Annotated in this window: 22 protein-coding genes; 15 read left to right on the top strand and 7 right to left on the bottom strand. The window is 32.1% G+C overall.

The window, feature by feature from the left end; translation table 11 throughout:
* Positions 1 to 16: 16 nt before the first annotated feature.
* Positions 17 to 2,104, top strand: coding sequence for a peptidoglycan D,D-transpeptidase FtsI family protein (locus SPD89_RS04965; RefSeq protein WP_336260856.1), 2,088 nt, complete (start codon positions 17 to 19; stop codon positions 2,102 to 2,104).
* Between the two features lie 89 nt (positions 2,105 to 2,193).
* On the opposite strand, the gene SPD89_RS04970 is transcribed toward SPD89_RS04965, so the two are convergent.
* The gene (locus SPD89_RS04970) at positions 2,194 to 2,799 is read right to left on the bottom strand and encodes a hypothetical protein (protein WP_336260857.1); all 606 of its coding nucleotides are present in this window, start codon (positions 2,797 to 2,799) and stop codon (positions 2,194 to 2,196) included.
* Between the two features lie 24 nt (positions 2,800 to 2,823).
* Positions 2,824 to 3,177, bottom strand: coding sequence for a hypothetical protein (locus tag SPD89_RS04975; RefSeq protein WP_336260858.1), 354 nt, complete (start codon positions 3,175 to 3,177; stop codon positions 2,824 to 2,826).
* Positions 3,178 to 3,338: 161 nt separating this feature from the next.
* Here SPD89_RS04975 and rpmG point away from each other — a divergent pair, with 161 nt between their 5' ends.
* The 3 genes from rpmG (at position 3,339) to SPD89_RS04990 (ending at position 5,427) form a co-directional block, all read left to right on the top strand.
* Entirely contained in the window at positions 3,339 to 3,488 is a 150-nt protein-coding gene (gene rpmG / locus SPD89_RS04980) for a 50S ribosomal protein L33 (protein ID WP_110395404.1), read from the top strand.
* A 127-nt stretch (positions 3,489 to 3,615) separates the two neighbouring features.
* Positions 3,616 to 4,185: a 5-formyltetrahydrofolate cyclo-ligase gene (locus tag SPD89_RS04985; protein ID WP_336260859.1), complete on the top strand. Its 570-nt coding sequence runs from the start codon at positions 3,616 to 3,618 to the stop codon at positions 4,183 to 4,185.
* Positions 4,186 to 4,242: 57 nt separating this feature from the next.
* Entirely contained in the window at positions 4,243 to 5,427 is a 1,185-nt protein-coding gene (locus tag SPD89_RS04990; RefSeq protein WP_336260860.1) for a rhomboid family intramembrane serine protease, read from the top strand.
* A gap of 3 nt (positions 5,428 to 5,430) precedes the next feature.
* Here the strand turns inward: SPD89_RS04990 and SPD89_RS04995 are convergent, their stop codons facing one another.
* Positions 5,431 to 6,267, bottom strand: a complete 837-nt coding sequence (locus SPD89_RS04995) for a hypothetical protein (protein ID WP_336260861.1) — start codon at positions 6,265 to 6,267, stop codon at positions 5,431 to 5,433.
* Between the two features lie 81 nt (positions 6,268 to 6,348).
* Between SPD89_RS04995 and SPD89_RS05000 the strand changes: the two genes are divergently transcribed.
* Entirely contained in the window at positions 6,349 to 6,543 is a 195-nt protein-coding gene (locus SPD89_RS05000; RefSeq protein ID WP_336260862.1) for a YqgQ family protein, read from the top strand.
* A 67-nt stretch (positions 6,544 to 6,610) separates the two neighbouring features.
* Positions 6,611 to 8,503, top strand: a complete 1,893-nt coding sequence (locus SPD89_RS05005) for an LTA synthase family protein (RefSeq protein WP_336260863.1) — start codon at positions 6,611 to 6,613, stop codon at positions 8,501 to 8,503.
* Between the two features lie 385 nt (positions 8,504 to 8,888).
* Here SPD89_RS05005 and SPD89_RS05010 read toward each other — a convergent pair whose 3' ends face one another.
* Positions 8,889 to 9,068, bottom strand: a complete 180-nt coding sequence (locus SPD89_RS05010) for a DUF2759 family protein (protein ID WP_336260864.1) — start codon at positions 9,066 to 9,068, stop codon at positions 8,889 to 8,891.
* Positions 9,069 to 9,241: 173 nt separating this feature from the next.
* Between SPD89_RS05010 and SPD89_RS05015 the strand changes: the two genes are divergently transcribed.
* The gene (locus SPD89_RS05015; RefSeq protein ID WP_336260865.1) at positions 9,242 to 9,877 is read left to right on the top strand and encodes an MBL fold metallo-hydrolase; all 636 of its coding nucleotides are present in this window, start codon (positions 9,242 to 9,244) and stop codon (positions 9,875 to 9,877) included.
* An 8-nt stretch (positions 9,878 to 9,885) separates the two neighbouring features.
* Here SPD89_RS05015 and SPD89_RS05020 read toward each other — a convergent pair whose 3' ends face one another.
* Positions 9,886 to 10,056, bottom strand: a complete 171-nt coding sequence (locus SPD89_RS05020) for a YqzE family protein (protein ID WP_336260866.1) — start codon at positions 10,054 to 10,056, stop codon at positions 9,886 to 9,888.
* 154 nt (positions 10,057 to 10,210) lie between these two features.
* Between SPD89_RS05020 and comGA the strand changes: the two genes are divergently transcribed.
* The 8 genes from comGA to SPD89_RS05060 all read left to right on the top strand — a co-directional run bounded on the left by comGA (position 10,211) and on the right by SPD89_RS05060 (position 14,428).
* Positions 10,211 to 11,239, top strand: coding sequence for a competence type IV pilus ATPase ComGA (gene comGA / locus SPD89_RS05025; RefSeq protein WP_336260867.1), 1,029 nt, complete (start codon positions 10,211 to 10,213; stop codon positions 11,237 to 11,239).
* A complete protein-coding gene (comGB, locus tag SPD89_RS05030) occupies positions 11,196 to 12,254 on the top strand; it encodes a competence type IV pilus assembly protein ComGB (RefSeq protein WP_336260868.1) in 1,059 nt (352 codons plus the stop codon). The genes comGA and comGB overlap by 44 nt, the downstream gene beginning before the upstream one ends.
* Before the next feature lie 16 nt (positions 12,255 to 12,270).
* Positions 12,271 to 12,576 (top strand): competence type IV pilus major pilin ComGC, encoded by a 306-nt coding sequence (gene comGC / locus SPD89_RS05035; protein ID WP_336260869.1) that lies wholly within the window; start codon positions 12,271 to 12,273, stop codon positions 12,574 to 12,576.
* A complete protein-coding gene (gene comGD / locus SPD89_RS05040; protein ID WP_336260870.1) occupies positions 12,573 to 12,998 on the top strand; it encodes a competence type IV pilus minor pilin ComGD in 426 nt (141 codons plus the stop codon). Before comGC ends, comGD begins: the two co-directional genes overlap by 4 nt.
* Positions 12,985 to 13,320, top strand: a complete 336-nt coding sequence (locus SPD89_RS05045) for a prepilin-type N-terminal cleavage/methylation domain-containing protein (RefSeq protein ID WP_336260871.1) — start codon at positions 12,985 to 12,987, stop codon at positions 13,318 to 13,320. The genes comGD and SPD89_RS05045 overlap by 14 nt, the downstream gene beginning before the upstream one ends.
* The gene (locus tag SPD89_RS05050; RefSeq protein ID WP_336260872.1) at positions 13,268 to 13,720 is read left to right on the top strand and encodes a ComGF family competence protein; all 453 of its coding nucleotides are present in this window, start codon (positions 13,268 to 13,270) and stop codon (positions 13,718 to 13,720) included. The genes SPD89_RS05045 and SPD89_RS05050 overlap by 53 nt, the downstream gene beginning before the upstream one ends.
* Positions 13,692 to 14,063 carry a hypothetical protein gene (locus SPD89_RS05055; RefSeq protein WP_336260873.1) on the top strand — a complete coding sequence of 124 codons (372 nt, stop codon included), beginning with the start codon at positions 13,692 to 13,694 and terminating at the stop codon, positions 14,061 to 14,063. The genes SPD89_RS05050 and SPD89_RS05055 overlap by 29 nt, the downstream gene beginning before the upstream one ends.
* 122 nt (positions 14,064 to 14,185) lie before the next feature.
* Positions 14,186 to 14,428: a DUF2626 domain-containing protein gene (locus tag SPD89_RS05060; protein ID WP_336260874.1), complete on the top strand. Its 243-nt coding sequence runs from the start codon at positions 14,186 to 14,188 to the stop codon at positions 14,426 to 14,428.
* 42 nt (positions 14,429 to 14,470) lie between these two features.
* On the opposite strand, the gene SPD89_RS05065 is transcribed toward SPD89_RS05060, so the two are convergent.
* Together SPD89_RS05065 and SPD89_RS05070 are read right to left on the bottom strand one after the other, a co-directional pair.
* Positions 14,471 to 15,271, bottom strand: a complete 801-nt coding sequence (locus SPD89_RS05065; RefSeq protein ID WP_336260875.1) for a YqhG family protein — start codon at positions 15,269 to 15,271, stop codon at positions 14,471 to 14,473.
* The gene (locus SPD89_RS05070) at positions 15,264 to 16,913 is read right to left on the bottom strand and encodes a DEAD/DEAH box helicase (protein ID WP_336260876.1); all 1,650 of its coding nucleotides are present in this window, start codon (positions 16,911 to 16,913) and stop codon (positions 15,264 to 15,266) included. The genes SPD89_RS05065 and SPD89_RS05070 overlap by 8 nt, the downstream gene beginning before the upstream one ends.
* Positions 16,914 to 16,931 lie beyond the last annotated feature (18 nt).

Below are 16,931 nucleotides of genomic sequence, written 5' to 3' on the forward strand. Positions count from 1 at the left end.
CAAGGGGGAATTGCTAATGGTAAATAAGAAAAAGAATGTGTCACGAATTCCCTTACGTATAAACATAATATTTTTTGTCGTATTTATCCTATTCTCTGTACTTGTTGTGCAGCTAGGAGTAGTACAAATTTTACAAGGGGAAAGTTTTCAAAAAGAAATCGATCGGACAATTAAGGATATATCAAGATCTCCTGTTCCAAGAGGAAAAATTTTTGACCGTAATGGAGAAATAGTAGTGGATAACAAGCCGCTTTATTCGATTACGTATACACCTCCGAAAAGAGTACAGGCAGAAGATAAACTTAAATTAGCAGAAGAACTAACAAATTTTCTTATCGTTGATGATAAAGTTCTTAAAAAAATTACTGAACGTAATAAAAAAGAGTATTGGTATTTAAAAAATATAGATAAAGCAGTTGAACGATTAACTGACAAGGAAAAAGAAGAATTGGATGATATTGAACAATATGACCTTATGCTCAAAAGAATTACGGATGAGGAAATCGCTAATTTTACGGATGACCAACTACAAGTGATCGCGATTAAACGTGAATTAGATAAGGCATATTCACTTACTCCAGAAGTGATCAAAAATAAGGATATTTCCGTTCAGGAATATGCGGAAATTGCAGAAAATTTAAGTGAGCTTCCAGGAATTAACGCATCTACAGATTGGGAACGAAAATATGTTTATGGTGATACCCTAAAGTCAATTATTGGCTCAATAACTTCACAAGAACAGGGAATACCTGCTGAAAAAGAGGATTATTATTTAACGAGGGGTTACAACCGAAATGACAGGGTAGGTAAAAGTGGTCTTGAAGAACAATATGAAGATGTCCTTCGAGGTAGAAAAGAACAAGTTCAATATACAACAACAAAAAATGGAGACATCATTGGTTCTGATATTATTGTCCCTGGAGAAAGAGGAAAAGACTTAGTTCTTGCAATGGATATGGAATATCAAGAGTTAGTAGATGAGATTGTTTTAAAGGAGTTAAAGGCTGCTAAAAGTAGCGGAAATCACTGGTTAGAAGATGCATTAGCTGTCGTAATGAATCCGAAAACAGGAGAAATTTTGGCTTTAAGTGGCCAGCATTATGATCGGGAAACAGGAGAATATAAGAGTACACCACATAAAGTATTATATGATGCACACCGACCAGGCTCTACTGTAAAAGGTGCAACAGTACTCGCTGGTCTACAATCTGGAGTAATTAATCCAGGAGATGTATTTTACGACAGTCCAATCCAGATCGCCCAAACACCGAGAAAAGCTTCTTATGCACGACTAGGTGCGGTAGATGATACTGGTGCACTCAAACGTTCTTCTAACGTTTACATGTTCTACATTGCACTACGTTTGGGCGGAGATTTTAGACATCCGTTCCCAAATAATGCTAGTACAAGCGCAAGTGCAACAGAAGGTTTACAAAAAATGAGAAATTACTTTAATCAGTTCGGTTTAGGTATCAGAACAGGTATTGATTTTCCATTTGAATCAACTGGTTTTGTAGGAACCGATCCTAAAGCAGGTAATCTCATGGATAATGGGATCGGTCAATATGATACGTACACAACGTTGCAGCTTGCACAATATGTATCAACAATCGCTAATGATGGGTATCGGGTAGAGCCCCGTTTTGTAAAAGAAATTAGAAACCCATCTAACAATAATGAGCTAGGCTCTGTTGATCAAGTAATTCATCCGAAAGTATTAAATAAAATAGACGTCAACCCTAGTTATATTGAGCGTGTACAAACTGGTTTTTGGAAAGCATTTAATGAATCTGGTGGGACTGGTCATAAATATTGGGCTGGTACAAGTTACCGTGCCGCAGGAAAAACGGGAACTGCGGAAAATGAAGTGTATCTAAAACGGGATGATGGAACTAGCTATAAAGCGGCAGACGTGGAAAACTTATCGTTGGTTGGTTATGCTCCTTATGATGATCCAGAGGTCGCATTTGCAGTTATCGTTCCTCAATTAGGTAAAAATACTGGCAATCAAATAAACCACAAAATTGGTCGAGGACTTTTAGATACTTATTTTGAATTAAAAGAGAAACGCAGTTCAGAAAAAAATAAAGATGATGAAGAATAAATAATAATTTTATGGTCTAAATAGGGATAATCCTGTTTAGACCATTTTATATAAAAAAGAACAGGCAAGAGAATAATCTCCTACCTGTTTTAATCCTTGGGATAAGTAGTAACTGTTTCCGCAAGTTCTTTTATATTCATTTCACTGGTTACTTCAAATGTTCCAAGTTGAATATAAGGGCTATAATCATTATCTTCTAGATATTTAATAAATTTGTCACGCTCATCCTTTTTGAGGATTTTTTTATCTACTAAAGTATCGGCAATATCTTCTGTTACATCTCCTTTTTTAATAGTAAATTTAACTTTTTTCACTTTATCTTCTTTTTTCTTTTTTGTTTCTTTTTCCTTGTCGTCTTTCTTTTTCGTGTCCTTTTCTTTTTCTTTTGACTTTTCTTCTTCTTTCTCTTTCTCTTTATCTTTTTCTTTATCCTTCTCTGCATCTTTCTCTTTCTCTGTTTTAGCTGAAGCAGTTTTGGATTCCTCTTCCTTCATACTATCAACGTACATGGAAAATGAAATAAATTCGTCTTCAGTAATGACTCGGTATCCATTTTCTTCCACTTGTACTATCAAATCTTCAACTGCAACATTTTCAATCGATTCTTTTGAACTGTCATTCAAGAAATAAAAACCTAAAGATAGAATACCCGCAGTAAATAACCCAATTGAAAAAAAGCGTATTGGTAATCTCATTATGATTATTATTCTCCTTATTATCTAAATATTGGACTTAAGAATAGTTTGAACGTCATGACTTGTTAAATCTGTTTGTTCTGAAATATCTTCTGGAGAATAGCCTTGTTGATGAAGGTGATATATTTTTTGTATCAACAAAGGCTTATCTTGTAACGACTCAGGAACTTCATTGGTTGTTGATTGATCATTATTCCCGGTCAATAACCCCTCTTCAAGAACTTTAAGTTTTTTCTTCATTTGATATGTATCTTGCATCGTAGTAATTGAAAATTGTTCAAGTTGATCTTCTAACTCCTTAAATTTATCAGACATGAAAAAAGAACTTGCGAATAAAACTAATGCTATTACAACGACTGATACAAGTAAATAAACCATTTTTTATACCTCCTTGCAATCTACTTTAACATTATACTATGAAAATTACTATTTTGGCTAAGAAAATATAAATAGATTTAAAATTTGCGTGAAAATAGCGTATCTGTTATCATTATTACGGGTAAATTATATATTGACTTATTGAATTTGGAGGGATAGAAATGCGTGTTAATATTACACTTGCTTGTACTGAAACAGGAGATAGAAACTATATTACTACAAAAAATAACCGTAATAATACAGAGCGTATTGAATTAATGAAATACTGCCCACGTTTAAAAAAACATACATTGCATCGTGAAACGAAATAATTTAAAGTGTGGAAACTCTTACCATATTAATGGCTAGGAGTTTTTTATTTTAATTGTCTTTCTTATAGTCCCTTCAAGCGATTTCCAAAGACAGATAAGGTACAATATATATGAGGTGTTTTTACAAGTGGATAAGAAGCAAATGCGTAATAATATGATTGAACAATTAGCTAACTTAGATCATGAAGAAAAATTAGCAATACAACTTAAAATATATAAGCATTTATATACATCCAAACTATGGAAAGAAGCAAATATTATTGGAATTACTTGGTCAACAGCTTATGAATGGAATACTGAACCTATCATTATGCAGGCGTGGAAAGAGAATAAAATCATTTGTATTCCGAAAAGTTATCACAATACGAAAGAAATGGAATTTTACTGTATCAAGCAGAAAAAGGACGTAGAAATTGGATATGGAGGCATTTTGGAGCCTCGTGTTGATAAAACGAAAAAGATCTCTAAAGATAGTATTGAATTATTAATTGTGCCAGGTATCGTATTTAATCGTTCAGGTTATCGAATAGGGTTTGGCGGAGGGTTTTACGATCGTTTTTTAGTTGGTTTCACACAGAATACTTTATCACTAGTTAGTAATATACAATTAACATCTTTTGAATTTTCTGAGCCACATGATATTCCAATTAAGTTTATGGTTACGGAAAATGGAATTTTAAAATCAGCAAATAAATGAACGTGTTTTTGCATATAACGATTCGAATTTTGATATGATGGATACAGGAGGTGTCTTATGTATATCACAGAGCAATATAATATGTACCGTTTAGCATATGATCTCATTACGACAGATAAATACGAAATTTTGCATATGAATCCTCAAACAGATGAACTTTGGCTCGAAAAGTATGAACGCAATGTATCTAAAGTAATTCGTTTCATACATAAAGGATTTGATTGGAAAAACCATTTAAAAACAGATATTGCATCCGTTTTTCAACGCGTCAAAGCAATGAAGCGTTTTTTTGTTGGAAGAAATATTGAAATTTATAATGTTTATATAACTTCTCATGAACCTGTCGATGATTGGCAATTATTAAAAAAACCAATGCAGTTAAAAGAGAAAAAGCCTTTAAAAATGAAGGTTTTCTATTTAACTGAAGATAATTTTATAAAAGAAAAAACTCGTCTTTTAAATCAAATTAATTCACAAGCTCAAAATGAACCTGAACTTCCTTCTTTAAACGATCAAGAGAAAGAAGTGTCATTATACAAAATTAAAATGAGCAACTTGTTACACGAAAAGAAAAAGCAATATGAGAACGTGTTCACATTTGGTAAGCCACGTTTTACTTATATTTTTATAGCATTGAATATATTTATGTTTTTAATGCTTGAATTAAATGGCGGCAGTTTAAACATAGAAACTTTAATTCAGAGTGGAGCAAAGTATAATCCTGCCATTGTCGAAGGAGAATGGTGGAGGATAGTTTCTTCAATGTTTTTACATATTGGTGCACTACATCTGTTTATGAATATGCTTGCTCTATATTATTTAGGAACAGTAGTCGAAAGAATTTTCGGTACGGCACGGTTTGTTATTATTTATTTTTTAGCCGGTATCGGTGGTGGATTGACTAGTTTTGCTTTTAATGTCCATGTGGCTGCAGGAGCTTCGGGTGCGTTATTTGGTTTGTTTGGTGCATTATTATTTTTTGGCATAATTTACAAACGATTGTTCTTTCAAACAATGGGTAAAAATTTAATTTTCATTTTAGCAATAAATCTTGTATTTGGTTTTTTAGTTCCACAAATAGATATGGGCGCACACGTTGGTGGATTAATTATGGGATTTATTGCCGCATCTATAACATATGTCCCTAATAAAAAGAACATTTTTGTGCAAATTGTTTCCGTCGTGCTTTATTCTCTTATCGCAATTTATTTAGCTTTGTACGGTTTACATGTGCATATATAACATTTAAGAAATCTGTTGAATAAGTTTTTGGTTTTTATTATTTAATTCAAATATAACCAATAGGTGATCGTTATTCTTTGCCAATAAAATTAATGGCATATAATGTTCATCTTGTCGATTTTTTTCTTCCTTTAATAATAGGATATAATTTTTATATAACCCTTCCCAAAGTTGTCCGATAATTTTTTTAGTTTCGGCCTCTGTACGTCCAGGTAGGGGCTTATTTTCATATTGTGCGAGTTCTGTTAAAGGGATACTGTCATATTCTTTTATTGCAATATCTAATTGATTGATCAGTTTGGTCCAGTGATTATCTAATTGTTGATGCGTCATTTTGTTGAGGTCTCTTTCCCATTTTCTCTCATTCGCATTACTTGGTTCGTGAAATGAATAAATAGTATTACTATCTCTTATAAAATACAATTGATTACTTGTCATTTTTTGAATACTGGAAATCTGATCGTTTGGATAATGGATTTCTCCGTGGTGAAATGATATTGCTTGTAGAAGGCTGCTGTTTGACTGTATAAAGTGTTTACTTAAATCAAGGTGATCAACATTTTGTCGCCACTTATTTAAAACACCTTTAAATTTTCCATTTTCATAGAGCAACGAAACATCTTGTCGTAAATAGGCGACATCACTACTTGTTGATTCGACAGACCACTCTATTTCATCAGTACTTTTTAAAAAATTGATGTTTGTTTCAGCATTGTCGAAAAATACATTGTCATCTAGCGGAAAATATTTCATTGTCGTTACCGAAAAATTACCTTTTAGTATAAAAAATAAACCAATAAATGATATGATAAAACAAGAATAAATAATATACTTATGCATGTCCAACACCCTTTAAAAATTCTTTTGTATCATTATATGATGAAGGATTTGACTTATTCTTTACAAAAGCGTGGTGAAGAAATGAAGACAGTTTTAGACGTCCGAAATTTATTAAAACAATTTGGGGTATTTATTTACACCGGAGACAGAATTAGTGATCTAGAATTAATGCATGCAGAACTAAATAGTTTATATGAAGTAAAGTTGATTGATGTAATGACTTATAAAAACGCAATATTCATTTTAAAAAAGGAAATCTCAGATTTAAGTACATAATAAGGTTTAAAATTTTAAAAAAAGGGTAAGAAAAATACTACTATATAGTAACTTAGGAGGCTTAGTCATGGATACTAGGCGGAGGAATTTACCGCTTTTTCTCCTTGCAAGTTTTATATTTGGGTTAAAGACATATATTGTTTACCGTTTTTTATTCCAAATTGAAATAGATAATGCCTTGCAAGAGTTTATTATTTTTATTAACCCATTCATTGCATCTATAATTTTTTTGGGGTTAAGTATTTGGATTGAACGTCCAGAGAGGCGTCTAGCTTTTATTAAATATAGTGCTTTAATCGGTACATTGATCATTTACTTCAATCTCTTGTTTTACAGATCATTTACTGATTTCCTAACTATTCCTCAACTATTTCAAACAAGCAACTTCTTGGATTTATCAACCAGTATTATAACACTAATTAAAATATACGATATACTACTGTTCTTAGATGTTTTCATCATTTGGTTTTTATGTAAGAAAGTTGATGTTAATGATATTAAAGCAAATAGCAGAAGAACAAAATCTTTCGCTCTAGTAATATTCTTGTTACTGTTAACAGGTAACTTCTTGCTTGCTGAAGTGGAGCGTCCACAATTATTATCAAGGGGATTTGATCGAGAATATTTAGTTAAAAATATCGGGATATTTTATTTCCATATTTATGATGTTTTCGTCCAATCTAAAATGAGGTCTCAGCGAGTGCTAGCAGATGATAATGATGTTTTAACGATTAGCAAATATATTAATGATGAAGTTAGAAATGATAAAAAATCCGAACTTTTCGGTGTTGGTAAAGGGAGAAATGTCATTTTCATCTCAGCTGAATCTGTTCAGTCATTTGTGATTAATAATCAATTACATGGTGAAGATATTACACCATTTTTAAATAGCTTAATCAATCATGAAGACACGTTTTATTTTGAGAATTTTTATCATCAGACATCCCAAGGAAAAACTTCCGATTCCGAATTTTTAACTGAAAACTCTTTATATCCATTATCAGGTGGAGCAGTATTTTTTACTCACGCCCAAAACGATTATCATGCCATGCCAGAAATTCTAAAAAGTGAAAACTATGAATCGATTGTTTTTCATGCTAATACAAATACTTTTTGGAATCGTAATCAAATGTATGAAAGTTTTCATATTGAACAATTTTATGATAAAGATTTTTATGACGTAACAGAAGTAAACGAAATTGGTTGGGGTTTAAAAGACAAAGAGTTTTTTACTCAGACGATTCCTTATTTAAGGGAGTTGAATCAGCCATTTTATGCAAAGTTGATTACCATTACAAATCATTTTCCATTTGAGTTAGATGAGGGAGATCGTTCGCTTGAACCGTATGATTCTAATTCAATTACATTAAATAATTATTTTCCAACAGTAAGATATACAGATGAGGCAATAGAACAATTATTCCTTCAATTAAAGGCTTCAGGACTATACGATAATTCAATAATTATCATTATGGGAGATCATGATGGTATTAGTGCGAATCATAATAAGGCTATGGCAAGTTATCTCGGAAAAGAAGAAATAACGCCTTATGATTATTTACAATTACAACGTGTACCTTTGTATATTCATATTCCGGGTTATGGAAAAGGAGAGATTATGTCAAAAATAGCAGGTCAAATTGACCTTAAACCTACAATACTCCACTTACTAGGAATTGATACATCTCATGACATTTATTTTGGTAATGATCTTTTTCACGATGACCGTAAAGGTTTTATTGTCCAGCGAAATGGCAATTTTATTAGTGATGATTATATATACACGAACAACACTTGTTATGATAGGAAAACTGGTGATATTATTGCGGTTGAAGGGGAAGGAAGGGAAAAGGAAACTCCATGTAGTCCTATAAAAGAAAAGGTTAATCAAGAGTTGGAGTATTCAGACCAAATAATATATGGTGATTTATTTCGATTTATACAATTTGAGGAAAATTAATCGTAATAAAGAACAAAGGCGGAAGCGCCCGTTTAGCGGCGTATGTGCTGGACTTGAACCGTAGGAGATAAAAGATACATGCCCCCGCAAAAGGAGTATACCGACATTGGCCGCAAAGGCCGAAGTTAGTCTGGCCTTCCTTTACCTATTGATTCGATGTTGACTTTCGCCCAAGGACATAAGGGCGACTAATCCTCTGTCTAAAGCCAATCGGCAAGTCTTCTTTATCGTATCGTAAGGTGAAGAAAACACACACTAGCCGCTGGGCTCTGGAGCTGGACGTGGCTATTTTTGTAACGAAACCTATCCACAGCTATAGAATTTACTAATTTCCTAAGCATTAAAAAAGACTGTCATCTTAATGGAGACAGTCTTTTGGTCATTATTACGGACATATACCAGCATCGGTTAGGGTACATACAATCGTCATAATTGAAAAAAATCCAAAGCTTAATGCGGCTACCGCTGAGAAAGCTAATGCAAAATAGTTTTTAAATTTAACTTGTCTTAGAACGGATACGACACATAGTAAAGCAACGATTAGTAGAATGATTGCTAAAATCATTTTGGTTACATCCTCCTTATGTACATGTTAAAATGAAAAAAGGTTGCTCATATGTATAATATAATATTACTTCTTAACTATAATTCATTTTATAGTATCCCCAGTAATTTGTCGAGTTATATTCCTTTTTAGAAATCGAACAATTTATTAACAAAATTGTATGGAGGTATAAAATGATAATTGAAACATTTTCTTTAGGACCTTTAGGAACAAATTGTTACATCATAAGTAAAGAACAAAACTGTTTAATTGTCGATCCGGGGGGTGATGCTGAGATTATTGAAAAATATATAAAGGATCATGAACTTAAGCCACAAGCAATTTTACTTACTCATGCACATTTTGATCATATTGGTGCAGTAGATGAACTAAGGAAAAAATATGAAATTGACGTTTACTTACATGAGTACGAACAACATTGGCTAGAAAATGCAACATTAAATCGTTCAGCATTCTTTTTAAATGGAGGGTTCACCACAACGAAACCAGAAAAATTATTAACACCTGGAAAACTAACGATTGGTTCTTTTTCTTGTGATGTTGTACATACACCAGGACATTCTCCAGGGAGTGTGTCGTTTATATTTAATGATCAAAAATTTATAGTAAGTGGCGATGTTTTATTTAACCGTGGTATCGGACGAACTGATTTGCCTGAAGGTAGTATCGATCAGCTTGCAAACAGCATTGTTACACACTTATATACACTTCCGGATGATACGATTGTTTATCCTGGTCATGGCCCATCAACTGTAATTGGAGACGAAAAAAGAAATAACCCATTCACATTACAATTTTATCGGGAATAACACTACTGTTATTGTTTTTTCATCAACAATTTAATGGTAAATGGGAAAAGACCGAACCACTTGTTCCTAACAACATAATTGGTCTTTTCTCTTTTGTTTTTCTTTCTTTCATCTTTTGTTTGATTCATGTACGTAACGAGTTGTTCCGTCATAAATTTAACATATTCATTGTGAGACAATTAGAATCATTCCTTTTTATAGTTTAACTATATTGTTTGAGTATTTAAATATATTATACATTAGTTTATTACGAAAAAAGTTTGAAATTTTCTTACTATTGGTGTAGAATAATGGAGAATAAAGAAAATAGGGTTGTAACAAGGAGGATGTATATTGTCAAATCCTGCAACAACCTTTGTAACACAACTTTTAGAACAAGCTTGTTCTACCGACGCCTCAGATATTCATTTTTATCCACTTCCAAATAGAGATAAAATTCACATCTATTTCCGTGTTTTAGGTAAACGCCAGCGCATAAAATCAATCAATTATTCCGTATATCAAAAGATTCTTACGTATTTCAAATTTACTTCGGGTATGGATATCGGTGAAAATCGTTTACCCCAAAATGGAACGCTTCCTTTTCAAAATAAAAATAAGCAAAATTTTTCCTTACGACTTTCGACACTCCCACTTATAAAAACAGAGAGTATGACAATCCGAATATTACCACAAGAAAAAGAATTACTTTTAGAACAGCTTTTTCTCTTTCCCTCACAAAGTAGAAGAATGAAAAGTTGGCTTTCTCATCCTTCAGGAATCATATTATTTACTGGTCCTACAGGGTGTGGAAAAACGACAACAATGTATGCATTATTGGAGTCAGTGTTAAAAGACCATTCATTCCAAGCAATTACTTTAGAGGATCCTGTAGAAAAAAAGCTAGATGATGTTTTACAAGTTGAAGTAAATGAAATGGCAGGGGTCTCTTATCAAACTGGACTTAAAGCTGCTTTGCGACATGATCCTGATATATTAATGATCGGGGAAATTAGAGATCAAGAAACAGCTGAATTTGCTTTTCAAGCTTCTTTAACTGGTCATTTAGTATTAAGTACTTTACATGCAAAAGATGCTCAAGGAACAATTGAACGACTTATTGATTTGGGGATCCAACGAACAGATTTAAATCAAACGTTAATTGCGGTCGCTGCCATTCAATTGTTGCCGATAGAAAAGCAAGGAAAAAGTAATCGACGTGCTGCAATTGTTGAATTGTTAGATGGTAAACTTTTAGAAGAGACAATAAAAGGGAATGGACAAACACAGATGAATAACTTTCATACATTTAATTATTTAAAGGAGAAGGCTTATTTGTATGGATTCATATCGAAAGAAGTTTATGACGGGAACAATTATTAAGCGCAAGTTAAAGGAACAGACACAACTTCATTTTTTAAAACGTCTCCATCGCCTATTAAAAAATGGTTATTCACTTCTAGATGCACTAGAAGTAATGCAATGGGATAAAGAAATTTGTAATTTATCAGAAATGTTAGCTGAAAAGATAAAAAAGGGGCTTCCCTTGGATGAAGCGATGGAAAAACTTGATTTTCATAAAGTAATTGTCAGCTATTTATACTTTGTCAGGGTGAACGGTAACTTAATATCCAGCCTCGAAAAATGTATCCATTTGTTCGAACATCGAATAACATATATACAAAAATTTTCACAGGTTATTCGATATCCAATAATTCTCAGTACTTTTTTTATAGTTCTGCTTATTTTCCTAAAAAATTCCGTATTACCTTCCTTTTTAGAACTGTTTAAGTCAAATGCCTCATCATCAAAGACAGTTCATTATTCCATCATCTTAATCGATTTTGTTAGTACCATATTCATCATATTAGTTCTGCTTTTATTATTAAGCAGTATCATTTGGTATTTTTATAAAGGAAAAGTCCCAATTGAACAGCAAATTAATTTTTATAAACGGATTCCAATAGTGAATTCATTTTTGAAAATGCAAACATCTTATTATTTCTCATCACATTTAGCGATGTTTCTTCAGGCGGGTTTTCCAATTAAGGATACGTTAAAAAATTTGAGTAAACAAGAAAGAATCCCAATTATATCTTTCTATGCGACATTATTGACAGAACAGTTAACCAACGGGTCATACATCGATTCTTTGCTTAAAGAATTACCATTTATCGATAATCAACTAGCCAATCTTTTTAATAAGACTACAAATGCAACATCTTTGGCAACTGACCTTACAATTTATGCAGAATTTTCGGCTGAAGACATGGAGCGGAAAATTATGCGGATTATTATATTAATACAACCTATTTTCTTTGTTCTATTAGCTTGTTTTATAATCTTAGTTTACGTAACAATTATGTGGCCTATGTTTCAATTAATTCAAACAGTATAGGAGAGAGCAAAAGTATATGACAAAAAATGAAAAAGGTTTTACATTGATCGAAATGTTGATTGTGCTCACAATTATTACAGTGTTAATCATACTCATTGTTCCAAATTTGACAGATAGAAGTGAAGCGGTTCATGAAGAGGGCTGTGAGGCTCTTAGAGAAACTGTACAAGCTCAAGTAAGTGCATATCAGCTAGAAAATGGGAAATTACCATCAAGTTTATCAACCCTAGAGAGAAGTGGTTTTATATCTAAAGATCAACAAACATGTAAAAATGGTAAAAATCTCACATTAACGGGCGGCAAAGTTAAAATAGCAAAATGAAACAAATAAATGGATTTACAATGGTCGAAATGCTATTTGCTTTGATGATTTTATCAATCCTTACTTTACTTGTCGTTCCTAGTATTGTTAGAACTGTTGAAAAGCAGGAGACGAACCATTTTTTCGCTGTATTAGAGTCGGATATTTTATATATTCAAAATCAGGCATTAGGAACAAGGGATAATGTTCGAATCGTTTTCGATGAGGAATATTATGTCGTAATAAGTGAAGGGAAGACAGAGGGAATAAAACGACATTATCCAGAACATTTAAAATATAATAATAAAATTAATAACCGGGTTGCATTCAATAATAATGGAACCATTATTAATCCGACAACGTTTAAATTTAAAGATAGGAAAAATACTTATCATCTTGTATTTCCTTTAGGCAAAGGCAGGCATTATATTGAAGAACGATAAGGGGTTTACTTTAATAGAAGTATTGGTTGCTATGAGCATTATTTTAATGCTTGTAGCGACGATAGTTCCCATTAGCACATTAGTTCAAATTGAAAAGAAAATATTATTTGATCGAAGAGTTATCTTATTAGCTTTACATGATGAATTACAAGCCACCATTTGGGATGATGAAAGGACTCAAAATAAACAATTAAGTATTAATCATCAATCTGTTGAAATTACCTATACGGTTAATAATAAATTAATAAAGGGATGTGCTTCATGGGAAAATGAAAAGAAGAAAAAGGAAACGGTATGTCTCTACGGATATCAGGAAAAGTGAGAACGGAGCGACTTTTTTATCGATTTTAATAACGTTCGTTATTGTTATGATCACATTGCCATTACTTGTTTATTTACTTACTTATGTACAGCCAGTTAAACATAACAATGAATTGTCAGTAAACCAATTTTTTATTTTTTTGAGAAACGATGTTTTAACTTCGGAACAGGTTTACACCGACGACGACAATAAAATGTATTTTCTCTTACCTACAGATGAGGTTGCTCACATTGAACAATACCAAAATGTTATTAGGCGGCAAGTAAATGGCAGAGGGCATGAAATATATCTTCGAGATATTGATTCTTTTACTTTACAACCGATTTCATTCGGAACACAAGTAACTATTGTGACGAAAGAAGGTAGGGAATATGAGAAAAAAATCGCTCATTATGAGTGAATCTGGTTTTTATTTACCACTTTCTATGGTGGTAAGCATGATTGTTTTATCAGCCGTCATTACGTCCGTATTAATCTATAAAAATGAAACGAAAGTATCTTATATGCTCAAAGAACAAATAGAAGTTGAAACCCTAATTCAAATGGCAAGAGCAAAATTTAAAGAAGAGGAAGTGTATAAGAATAGGAACAGCGGGCAAATTACTTATGAGTTTCCAAGTGGAACTACCATAATCCAATATGAAAAGATTGATACACATCAATTTACTTTACAATTTGATGTTACAACAAATGAACATTCTTATTTTACAATTCATAATAAATTAAATCTGCAATCAGAGTAAATTTATCAATATCAAAGTAAATTGTTAAATTTTAAGTAACTCAACATACGATTAATTTACTTTATTTGCATCGTAGTTTATAATGAAATTGTATTAGGTTACATAAAAGGAGGGGAAAAAGCATGGATCGTATGTTTCGTGTGCTTGCCTTTTGGACAGGTATATTTACTATAATGTTTTATGTTGGTGAAATGTATACTACTTCAGTTTTATTCCTAGTTCAAACGGCTTTTTTCCTAACGCTTAGTTATCTGAAGCTATCAGAACGAATGTATATGTATTTGTTCGGTGCGTATTTAACAGTGTTTATGATTGGGTTTACATGGTATACAGAATTTATTATGGTACCTGGATTCGGTCACTAAACGAAATCCTCTACAGGGCTATTGGCCAAAGTAGAGGATTTTTCATTTTTTTATGCTATTTGCAAAGCTATGTCTTAAATAAATGATACCACCGTTAACAATTTCATAAGTGATTTTTGGTTCTAATCTAGCAGTGATATCTTCTAGTTCTTTTTCCATTTCATCTTTATTGTCTTCATCACTTTCATAAAAGTGGTGGATCATCGCTATTTCTTCTTCTAGAAGTTTTAATGATTCAACTGCCCAGTCATGTTCTTGTTTCATCACATAATCATGTATATACTTTTCTATCCGTAAAAATCCACTGTTCACTTTAATCAGTGGTGAAATTGTATAGCAATGATCAGAAATTGTAGGTGCAAATTCAACATTTTCGAGTTGTTCCATCATATCAAGTATGAGAGTACCATTAATCAAATTTAATCCGATTGAAAAAAGCTCTTCCTTTTTTTGTTTTCCTTCATACATAATACAATAATTAAGCAGGAGCCAAGGATGAAGCATAGTATTGTTACTTACATTTACTTCTTCAAATAGATGAATAATCTTAGCTGTTTTTCTTAAATAACGATATATTTGCTCTAGTCTTGGACTTCCAAAGTGGATCCATTCTCCTTCTTTTTCCATTTTATTGGGATCTAAAATAAATGTTAGTTTTTTTGGCTGACCAACGTTCCCAGTAGCCTCCATATATTGCCAGTAGAAGGGGCGGTTCATCAATGCTTTATCCATCTCGATTGTTAGTTGTACAGCTAGTTTACCCTGTTCTATTTTGTTCACTTCACAGTGATTAGCAGTAAAGAAGTTTATTAAAAATTTTTCTATATCTACTTGTTTATCCATAGTTTTCCTCATCCCGTTTATCATCACTCAAATCATGTATGACCGAAACGAAATTATCCAACTTAATCTTCATTTCACCAACGGAAGTTGATCGATCCATAATCTGCATGAATTCATTTTCCATACTATCAATTTGTAAAGTTGCTAAAATCTTGTCTAATTTACCTATAACGCGTTCAAATACATCAATTTTTTCGTACAATAATTTCATAATATGTTCTTCAATTGTGTTTTCTATTGCAAAATTATAAATGTGTATATTATGATCTTGTCCAAAACGGTGAATTCGACCTATTCGTTGTTCTAGCCTCATTGGATTCCAAGGCAGATCATAATTAATAATATATTTACAGAACTGTAGGTTTATTCCTTCTCCACCAGCTTCTGTTGCTAGGAAAACTTGGGCGTTATTTTTGAATAATTGCCTTATCCAATCTTTTCTTCCACGTTTTAACCCTCCCCTAAAAGCAACGGATGTAATATTATGCTGTTGTAGATACCATTGTAAATAATATTGAGAAGCACGATATTCAGTAAATACAATAATCTTTTCATCGCCAATTTCTTGAATTAATTCTACTAATTTTTTTGCTTTCGTATGGTGAGGAAGCATAGCAATTTCATTCATAATCTCTTCACTCGCCGCTTTAATTTGTTCATTTTTACTATTTTGTAAAGACAAATAACAAGCCTCTCTAGATGAACACAATTCCCGTAAAAACGTAATTTTGGATAGACTTGTAAATGAATCGAACAAGTCATGTAGTTGATCGTAAACTTTTTGTTCCTCTTTTGAAAATGTTAACCAGACAGAATGAATATTTCTTTCAACATCTTTTAACAAAGTGTCTTTTCTAAGGTTACGAACCATCACTTTTTGAATAAGTTTATTTAAATAAGTATCTTCAAGATTGTCGACAGTCTTCTTACCAAATCGTTCAATAAAAGATTCATAACTACCTAAATAACCAGGTTTTAATATCGAAACTAAATTAAACACTTCTATAATTTTATTTTGAACAGGTGTTGCTGTTAAGAGTAGGCAGTATTTTTTCTTTAACGATCTTGCGAAACTGTAGTTTAATGTTTTATGGTTTTTTAATTTATGTGCTTCGTCAATAATAACCATATCAAAATTTAACTTCAATATATTCTCACGGTGTGGATCTCGTTTTGCCATATCAATAGAAGTGACAAAAATTGGATGGTCATCCCAATTATAATTTTTTCGATAACTCGCTGCCGGTATATAAAATTTTTCATGTAATTCAGTGATCCACTGATTCACTAAAGAGGCAGGGACTAATAACAAAGCATTTTTTACTAATCCTCTAATCATATATTCTTTCAAGATTAATCCTGCTTCGATCGTTTTACCAAGACCAACCTCATCTGCTAAAATGGCTCGACCATTCATCTCCTGGATAACTGTTTTTGCAGTATCCACTTGATGGTCTAAGAAATTAACATGTGGTAGATAGGAAAGAACTTTCAATTCATTAAAATCTTTTGCTATCGTAGCTTTTTTCATTTGGTAATTAAGTTTAAAAAGCTCCCAATCTGTTAAATTTTTATTTTTTCCTATTGCTTTATTCATTTGATCGAGAAACGCTTCATCTTTATTGATAATGATATTTGCCATACGAATCCCCTTTTTTGG

The organism is Pseudogracilibacillus sp. SO30301A (genome assembly GCF_037072025.1).
Lineage (GTDB): Bacteria > Bacillota > Bacilli > Bacillales > Amphibacillaceae > Pseudogracilibacillus.

Bases quoted from the DNA above. Each gene is read 5' to 3' on its own strand.
- SPD89_RS04965 (WP_336260856.1), top strand. From the start codon at position 17: ATGGTAAATAAGAAAAAGAATGTGTCACGAATTCCCTTACGTATAAAC.
- SPD89_RS04970 (WP_336260857.1), bottom strand. From the start codon at position 2,799: ATGAGATTACCAATACGCTTTTTTTCAATTGGGTTATTTACTGCGGGT.
- SPD89_RS04975 (WP_336260858.1), bottom strand. From the start codon at position 3,177: ATGGTTTATTTACTTGTATCAGTCGTTGTAATAGCATTAGTTTTATTC.
- rpmG (WP_110395404.1), top strand. From the start codon at position 3,339: ATGCGTGTTAATATTACACTTGCTTGTACTGAAACAGGAGATAGAAAC.
- SPD89_RS04990 (WP_336260860.1), top strand. From the start codon at position 4,243: ATGTATATCACAGAGCAATATAATATGTACCGTTTAGCATATGATCTC.
- SPD89_RS04995 (WP_336260861.1), bottom strand. From the start codon at position 6,267: ATGCATAAGTATATTATTTATTCTTGTTTTATCATATCATTTATTGGT.
- SPD89_RS05000 (WP_336260862.1), top strand. From the start codon at position 6,349: ATGAAGACAGTTTTAGACGTCCGAAATTTATTAAAACAATTTGGGGTA.
- SPD89_RS05005 (WP_336260863.1), top strand. From the start codon at position 6,611: ATGGATACTAGGCGGAGGAATTTACCGCTTTTTCTCCTTGCAAGTTTT.
- SPD89_RS05010 (WP_336260864.1), bottom strand. From the start codon at position 9,068: ATGATTTTAGCAATCATTCTACTAATCGTTGCTTTACTATGTGTCGTA.
- SPD89_RS05015 (WP_336260865.1), top strand. From the start codon at position 9,242: ATGATAATTGAAACATTTTCTTTAGGACCTTTAGGAACAAATTGTTAC.
- comGB (WP_336260868.1), top strand. From the start codon at position 11,196: ATGGATTCATATCGAAAGAAGTTTATGACGGGAACAATTATTAAGCGC.
- comGC (WP_336260869.1), top strand. From the start codon at position 12,271: ATGACAAAAAATGAAAAAGGTTTTACATTGATCGAAATGTTGATTGTG.
- comGD (WP_336260870.1), top strand. From the start codon at position 12,573: ATGAAACAAATAAATGGATTTACAATGGTCGAAATGCTATTTGCTTTG.
- SPD89_RS05050 (WP_336260872.1), top strand. From the start codon at position 13,268: ATGAAAAGAAGAAAAAGGAAACGGTATGTCTCTACGGATATCAGGAAA.
- SPD89_RS05055 (WP_336260873.1), top strand. From the start codon at position 13,692: ATGAGAAAAAAATCGCTCATTATGAGTGAATCTGGTTTTTATTTACCA.
- SPD89_RS05060 (WP_336260874.1), top strand. From the start codon at position 14,186: ATGGATCGTATGTTTCGTGTGCTTGCCTTTTGGACAGGTATATTTACT.
- SPD89_RS05065 (WP_336260875.1), bottom strand. From the start codon at position 15,271: ATGGATAAACAAGTAGATATAGAAAAATTTTTAATAAACTTCTTTACT.
- SPD89_RS05070 (WP_336260876.1), bottom strand. From the start codon at position 16,913: ATGGCAAATATCATTATCAATAAAGATGAAGCGTTTCTCGATCAAATG.